The sequence below is a fragment of the Gluconobacter sp. GP1 genome (genome assembly GCF_032913585.1).
Classification (GTDB): domain Bacteria; phylum Pseudomonadota; class Alphaproteobacteria; order Acetobacterales; family Acetobacteraceae; genus Gluconobacter; species Gluconobacter cerinus.
In genome coordinates this window covers 1-264 of sequence record NZ_JASGXC010000081.1, presented here as the reverse complement: position 1 = coordinate 264, position 264 = coordinate 1, and the positions used below count along the sequence as shown (strand labels likewise).

The 264-nt window shown below is 62.1% G+C and carries 1 protein-coding gene; it reads left to right on the top strand.

What is annotated here, in order from left to right; genetic code table 11:
* Nucleotides 1-78: 78 nt before the first annotated feature.
* On the top strand, nucleotides 79-264 hold a 186-nt coding region (locus tag R5H23_RS17015), incomplete at its 3' end, for a hypothetical protein (RefSeq protein WP_317216150.1).

Genomic DNA, 264 nt, shown 5'->3' with positions numbered 1-264 from the left:
GTTATGCCCAAAGAGGCGCGTCCGGAGCTGTTGAGCACGATCCGCCAGAAGTCCGCGCGTGGTCGGCAGATCGCCAGCATGTTCCGCAGTCCTGGCCGTGATCTGAGCCAGACCGAGGACGAGCAGAAGAAAGCCGATATCGCCCGGGCGCGTGAAGCCATCGACATGAAGCGCAAGGACGGCACGATCCGACTTGTGGGGGGCGACCATGACCAGGTCGTTGAGCAGATCGCTGACCTGTATCTTCGACGTCGCGACATGCTG